The 6,000-nt window shown below is 67.7% G+C and carries 7 protein-coding genes and 1 pseudogene; 3 read left to right on the top strand and 5 right to left on the bottom strand.

Annotation, left to right across the window (positions count from 1 at the left end):
* Positions 1-258 precede the first annotated feature (258 nt).
* Positions 259-945, top strand: coding sequence for a DUF6233 domain-containing protein (locus ACWD35_RS40390; RefSeq protein WP_451356337.1), 687 nt, complete (start codon positions 259-261; stop codon positions 943-945).
* A gap of 190 nt (positions 946-1,135) precedes the next feature.
* Here ACWD35_RS40390 and ACWD35_RS40385 read toward each other — a convergent pair whose 3' ends face one another.
* From ACWD35_RS40385 to ACWD35_RS40375, 3 genes are all read right to left on the bottom strand, one after another.
* Entirely contained in the window at positions 1,136-1,627 is a 492-nt protein-coding gene (locus ACWD35_RS40385) for a hypothetical protein (protein ID WP_451356336.1), read from the bottom strand.
* On the bottom strand, positions 1,588-1,947 hold the full coding sequence (locus tag ACWD35_RS40380; protein WP_451356335.1) for a Ku protein: 360 nt from the start codon (positions 1,945-1,947) through the stop codon (positions 1,588-1,590). Before ACWD35_RS40380 ends, ACWD35_RS40385 begins: the two co-directional genes overlap by 40 nt.
* Before the next feature lie 238 nt (positions 1,948-2,185).
* Positions 2,186-2,347, bottom strand: coding sequence for a pentapeptide repeat-containing protein (locus ACWD35_RS40375; protein ID WP_451356334.1), 162 nt, complete (start codon positions 2,345-2,347; stop codon positions 2,186-2,188).
* A gap of 224 nt (positions 2,348-2,571) precedes the next feature.
* Between ACWD35_RS40375 and ACWD35_RS40370 the strand changes: the two genes are divergently transcribed.
* A complete protein-coding gene (locus tag ACWD35_RS40370; RefSeq protein WP_451356333.1) occupies positions 2,572-3,006 on the top strand; it encodes a VOC family protein in 435 nt (144 codons plus the stop codon).
* Positions 3,007-3,075: 69 nt separating this feature from the next.
* Here the strand turns inward: ACWD35_RS40370 and ACWD35_RS40365 are convergent.
* Positions 3,076-3,225 (bottom strand): annotated as a pseudogene (locus tag ACWD35_RS40365) (transposase); the annotation flags it as partial.
* Between the two features lie 15 nt (positions 3,226-3,240).
* Positions 3,241-4,443, bottom strand: a complete 1,203-nt coding sequence (locus ACWD35_RS40360; RefSeq protein WP_451356332.1) for an IS110 family transposase — start codon at positions 4,441-4,443, stop codon at positions 3,241-3,243.
* Between the two features lie 246 nt (positions 4,444-4,689).
* On the opposite strand from ACWD35_RS40360, the gene ACWD35_RS40355 reads away from it, so the two are divergent.
* On the top strand, positions 4,690-5,613 hold the full coding sequence (locus tag ACWD35_RS40355; protein ID WP_451356331.1) for a phosphotransferase family protein: 924 nt from the start codon (positions 4,690-4,692) through the stop codon (positions 5,611-5,613).
* The last annotated feature ends 387 nt before the right edge of the window (positions 5,614-6,000 follow it).

Below are 6,000 nucleotides of genomic sequence, written 5' to 3'. Positions count from 1 at the left end.
CAGGCGGTGGCGGTGGTACAACACCCTTAATCTTCCCTGGTCAAGCAGACCGCTGCCTCGTAGGAGGCAGCGGTCTGCTTGGCGTCTTTCCCGCACTGAACGGGATCTGTGGCACCGGGCCTATGGCCGGGTCGCCTCGGTGGCGCGCAGGTTCCGCAGTGTGCCGTCACCGGCGTCGTGCTGGGACGGGTAGAGCAGCTGCACGGCCACGGTGAGAGGTGGCCGGGCTCGATGGTATGAGAGTCATCCAGCGTACCGATGACGACGGATCCATCGGTGCCGTCCTTGATCAGCGGCCTCACGGCCCGGGTTGGTGCGCGATTGGATGGTCACGGCGGCCAGGGAGCGCAACGCACTGGACAGCGCGGACAACGCCACGCGACCGGAGTGGCCCGCATCGACCACAAGATCGCTTTGCTCCAGCAGCGGCACGCCGAGGAAGAGCACGGCCGGCGAATGAAGCCGCCACCCCCGGACTGGATCGCCGAACTCGGCATCGGCGTCGGCCGGCCGCCCACACAAGTCCACCGCGGCACCTGCCACATGGCCGGCAAACGACGCCACCCCATCGGCCAGGACGAAGCGCGCCGCCTGCTCGCCGACGGCACCAGCGCCTGCACCCACTGCCGACCCGACGCCGACCTCGGCATCCTCGACTCAGCCCAAGGCCGCCCACGTGCCGGATCAACCACGGCAACACAATCCTCGCGGCCGACCGGCTCCCGCCGGGCAGGAGTGCGGTCCGCCCGGCGCGCTTCGCCTCCTCCACGCAGCATGACCGCACCGGCCGTCCGTCAATGTCACGTCGCGAGGAACGGAACAGCCCCGGTCCGACGAGGATGTCGTACCGGGGCTGAGCCACAGCATGTGTGCGTAAAGGGCGGTCGCCTGCACGGCGAAGGGCTCCGCGGGGCTTCAGCCGAACGATCAGCCCGCATGCCGTAGGTGAGGCCCGGGGACACTGTCCCCTTCACCACCACGCCCTTCACTACGACGTGTGCCTCGCAGGCATTGCCACGGCGGGACGGCGGCGCTTGCCGCCGTACGGTGACGGGCCTGCGTCCGGCTCGGGGGATGTCACGGACACAGGCCCGCCACCGTCCATCTTCACCGCCCGCCATGCCACCGGCATGCGCTACGCGCTGCGCCGCGGCTTTCGGGTGGCCTGCTTCTTCGCCGCCGTCTTCCTCGCGGGGGCCTTCCCTGCCGGCTTTATCGCCGCGGCCTTTATCTGCGGCTTCGGCATCTCGTGCACCTCCGCCTCACCCTCCCCGCGGGATGCCCTGGCCTGCTCGATGCTCGCATTCAGGGCGGCCATCAAGTCGAGCACCGGGGCCGGCTCCTCCGGCTCCGCCGCCTTCGGAAGCGGCTTCTCCTCCCGCTTGGCCTCGATGATCTGGGCGATCGCCTCGGTGTAGCGGCAGACGAACTCCTCCCCTTCTAGGGAGTCGATGGTCATGGTGTCCATGAGGGCGAGGGCCGCTTCGATCTCCCCCTCGGGCACCGTGACCGCAGGCGGCAGAAGTTCGGTGGGGTCGCGGATCTCGTCCGGCCAGCGCATGGCATGCAGCACGAGCACGTCGTCCTTCACCCGCAACAGGCCCAGCCGCTCCCCCGGCCCGACCACGCATACTTCGCCACAGCCACCTTGGAGGAACGGCCCAGCGCCTTCACGAGCAGCTTGTACGGCTTGGCCGCGACCTGCCCGGCGGGCTGGAGGTAGTAGCCCTCGCCGATGCGGAGGGGGTCGATCGACGCCAGCGGTACGAACGCGTCGCTCTCGATCGCTTTCGCGGTGGGCAGCGGAAGATTGCTGAGTTCCTCGTCTGTAATGGGAATGACCTGCGTCTTGGTCAGCTCGTAGCCCTTGCCGATCTCGTCCTGGGAGACCTCCCGGTCCTCCAGCTCGCACACCTTCCGGTAGCGGATCCGGCCCTGATCGGCCAAGTGCTACTGATGGAACCTGATGCAGGTGGTCCTCGGTGGCGCTGACCACCTGCATCGGGAACGTTATCTCGGATCATGCGAAGGCGTCAGGCATGTGAGTCACTGGGCTCGTACGCGAACATGCCTGGCAGGTATCCAAGGGCTGTGAGGTACGTGAGTCTCGGGAATCGACCCCAGTATCGGCCCAAACACCGGTTCAGTTGGCATTCACACCGTCCGCGTCAGTCAGGTCCGTGTCTCACAGGTTGGCGGCGGTCAGGTCTGCACCGGCCAGGTCCGCGCTGTTCAGGTCCGCCCCGGACAGGTCCGCGCCTGTCAGGTTTACAAAGTGCAGGTTCGCGCTGGACAGGTCCGCACCGTGCAGGTCTGCCCTGATCAGATCCGTACCGGACAGGTCCACGATGTCTAAGGGTTGTCCCGCAACTGATCTTGGCCTGAAGGTGGTTGGTCAGGACTGGATCCTGGGGACCACTGGGGCGCTCCGCCGCCACGGTCGCGTCGTTCTCGTGGAATGTCCGGTTTGATCACTTGGTGTCCAAGGCGGCCCAGGATGCGACGGGTGACGGGCGGATCCTCTGGGGAAATGAGCGGCAGGGTCCCCCTGGTACGCGGTACGGTGCGCCGATGCCAGCGATCAAGAAGTTCCAAGTCACCTTTGACTGCGCAGAACCGGAGCGCCTAGCTCGCTTCTGGTGTGAAGTGTTGGGGTACGTCATACCGCCGCCACCGGAGGGGTTCACCACCTGGGACGATTTCAACCGCACCCTGCCTCCTGAGAAGCAGGGATCATGGTTCGCCTGCAGTGATCCCTCAGGCGTGGGCCCGCGCCTGTACTTCCAGCGCGTCCCCGAAGGCAAGATCGTTAAGAATCGGGTGCATCTCGACGTCCGGGTCGGCACCGGGCTTGTGGGGGACGAGCGCCTCGCCACGCTCGAAGCCGAGTGCGCACGACTGGTCGCGCTCGGTGCGACCCACGTGCTAACGCTGTACGCCGATGACGAAAACGAGTCGTGCATCCCGATGCTGGACATCGAGGGCAACGAGTTCTGTATCGACTGAACATCCTCCGAGCCGGGGAGGTGGGAAGCCACCTCCCTTCGGCCTCTCTGGTCTCGTATGGGGCGGGAGTTACCGCGCGAGGGCGAGGTTGTGCAACCGGGCGATGCCGAGCATGGCGGTGTCAACGCCGTCGCCTTTCAGACGGCAGTCGCGAAGGATCTTCCAGGCCTTCATCCGCGCGAAGGCGTGCTCGACGCGTGCGCGGATCTTGCGGTGGGAGTCTCAATGATGAAGTCAAGCCGCCTGCGTGATGGGCGGGGCGGAGGTGAAGATCCGTCCGTCACGCAGCAGCGCCCACAGCACACTCGCTCGGCGACGGGCCAGCGCGATGACGGCCTGGACGTGCTTGCAGCCCTCGGCACGCTTCTTGAGATAGAAGACCCGGTTCGGTCCCTCACGGATGATGCTGGTCTGCGCGGACATGTAAAACACCCTGCGCAGGCGGCGGCTGTAACGCTTGGGGCGGTGAAGATTGCCGGTCCGGCGGCCGGAGTCGCGCGGGACGGGCACCAGCCCAGCCGCCGAGGCCAGATGGCCGGCGTCCGCATAAGCGGCCAGGTCGCCGGCGGCTACGACAAACTCCGCCCCGAGGATCGGCCCCATTCCGGGCAGGGACTCGATGATCTCCGCCTGCGGATGGCTGCGGAAGGTATCGCGGATTTGCTTGTCGACGCGCTTGAGCCGGTCGTCCAGGGCCAGGATCTGTGCGGCCAGATCGGAGACGATCTGCGCGGCGACGTCCTCGCCGGGCAGCACGGTCTGCTGGGCCTGCGCGGCCCGCAGTGCGGTGGCCGCGACACCGTCGGCGCCCCGGACGCCGCGGTTCGCCAGCCATGCCGTGAGCCGGACCCGGCCGCGGCGGCGGATGGCTGCGGGTGTTTGATATCCGGTCAGCAAGACCAGCGCGCCCTTGCGAGCCGAGTAGTCGAAGGCGCGCTCCAGGGCGGGGAAGACACCGGTGAGCACGTCGCGGAGCCGGTTGATCATCCGCACTCGGTCGGCCACGAGGTCGGAACGGTGAGCTGTCAGCAGCGCGAGGTCGGCGGCCAGCTGGGCGGGCACACCAATGGCGGCGAAGTCCTGGCGGTGGCGGGCGGTTTCGGCAATGACGTAGGCGTCGCGCGCGTCGGTCTTCGCCTCGCCCCGGTAGGCGGCCGACATGCGGTTGACGGTGCGGCCGGGCACGTAGACGACTTGCTGGCTGTGCGCCGCGAGCAGGGCCAGCAGCAGCGCGGACGAGGTTCCAGATATGTCCACTGCCCAGTGGACCTCGTCCGCCAGGTCCAGGATCTCGCCGAGCGCGGTCAGGATCGCCGACTCGTCATTGTCGATCTTCTTCGACCATAGCGTCGCGCCTGTTTCATCGACCACGGCCGCCCAGTGGTGGCCTTTTCCGGCGTCGATGCCAGCCCAGGCCTGGGTCCGTTGCTTGCTCACTCGCCCCTCCTCGTTCCGCACAGCAGTGCCGTCGGCCCGAGGAACACCCCACTGTCATCTCCGTAATCAGCGACCGCACAAGGCGCGCACATCTCAATCAGCAGCCAGGGCGCCCCGGAGAGCCGGGCGGCCACTCCCACCGAGCCACATCCGACAAGGCGTTGTCAGCCACACCCGACTCTCCCGGGCCGACAAACAAGGGAAAGTCCGGTGCATCGACGAACTGCCAGCTCCTAGAATGCGTGGGTGAACCTTTCGCATCTCGGCGCGCCGATCGGGCCGATGATCCGCGTCCACGGCGGGTTCGCCAACCGGATGTACCGGCTCGACACCGACCAGGGGTCGTTCGCGGTGAAGGAGTTGAACCTCGTCGACCGCCGCTGGACCTATCGCGTCGAAGACGTGTTCAGGTTTGAGCGGGCGGCCTTCGCTGCCGGCATTCCGATGCCAGAGCCGATCTCGACCAGCCACTACACTCTCGTTCACCGATGGGTCGAGGGCGAGAAGGTGCCCGAAGCGCCGGTGTCGGCGGCGTACGCGTTTGAGATCGGTGAGATCCTCGCGCGCATCCACGCGCTCGACGTCGCGTGGACCCATGTGTCGATCGAGGACCCGACGTCACGGGACTGGCCCGAGCTCGCCGCGCGGGCGGCGGCGACCGGACAGCCGTGGGCCGACGAGCTCGCCTCTCACGTCGAGACGTTCCTCGCGATTGCCCACTTCGTCGACACCTGCGAACGGCCAGGCCCCGTCGTGCTGACCCACAGGGACATCCAACCGTGGAACCTGCTCGCTCAAGAGGGTCGGCCGGTGGTGCTCGACTGGGAGCTCTCGGGGATGCTCGACCTGTCCAGTGAGCTCGGCTCGACCGCGCTGAGCCTCGCGAAGGGACCTGGCTTCGACGACATCAAGCCCGCCATCTTCCGCTCAGTTCTCGACGGCTATGTCGCGGGGGGCGGAGCGCTGCCGCCGTCAGGTCCAAGCTGGTTTGTGTTCATGATCGGCGGCTGGCTGGGGCACACGAGGTGGAACATCCTCCGGTGCCTCGCCGGTGTCGAGGCGAGCACCGGCCCTGACCTCGCGCTGTCGCACGAGTCCGTGCGCAACGGGGTGCGCGGCCTCCCCGACCTGTTCGGCCGACTACCGGAGCTCGAGGCGCTGCTCGTGTGACAGTGACCTGTGTCGGTGCTTGGTACGCGGCGTAAGGCGCGCTCCCGGTTCCGCTCGGGGCCATAGTCGATGACCTGCACCGACGCGGACGCGCGGACACCCGTCTCGGACCGGCCAGGACACCGGACGCACGAACGTAATCGCGGGCGTCGCCGCCTGGCTTGACGCGCTCGCAGCAGACGCCGACCGCGGCAAGCCTGCTCTCGATTGTGCGCCTGGATGCGGTCCGAGCCGGACGACCACGGCCTCTGCGCTTGTACATCTCGCGGTCGCAGCCGGGCGGGCGGCCATCGGCCTGATCGCGCTTCTCCAGGATGGTGTGCGCCGGGCCCCGGCGGCGTGCTGGTGAGCTCGGCAGACGGGCCCATCACCGAGTGACTGGCGGCC

It is taken from the genome of Streptomyces sp. NPDC002671 (assembly GCF_053592475.1).
Note: the sequence above shows the minus strand (reverse complement) of the source record. Positions and strands in the feature narration are given on the sequence as shown.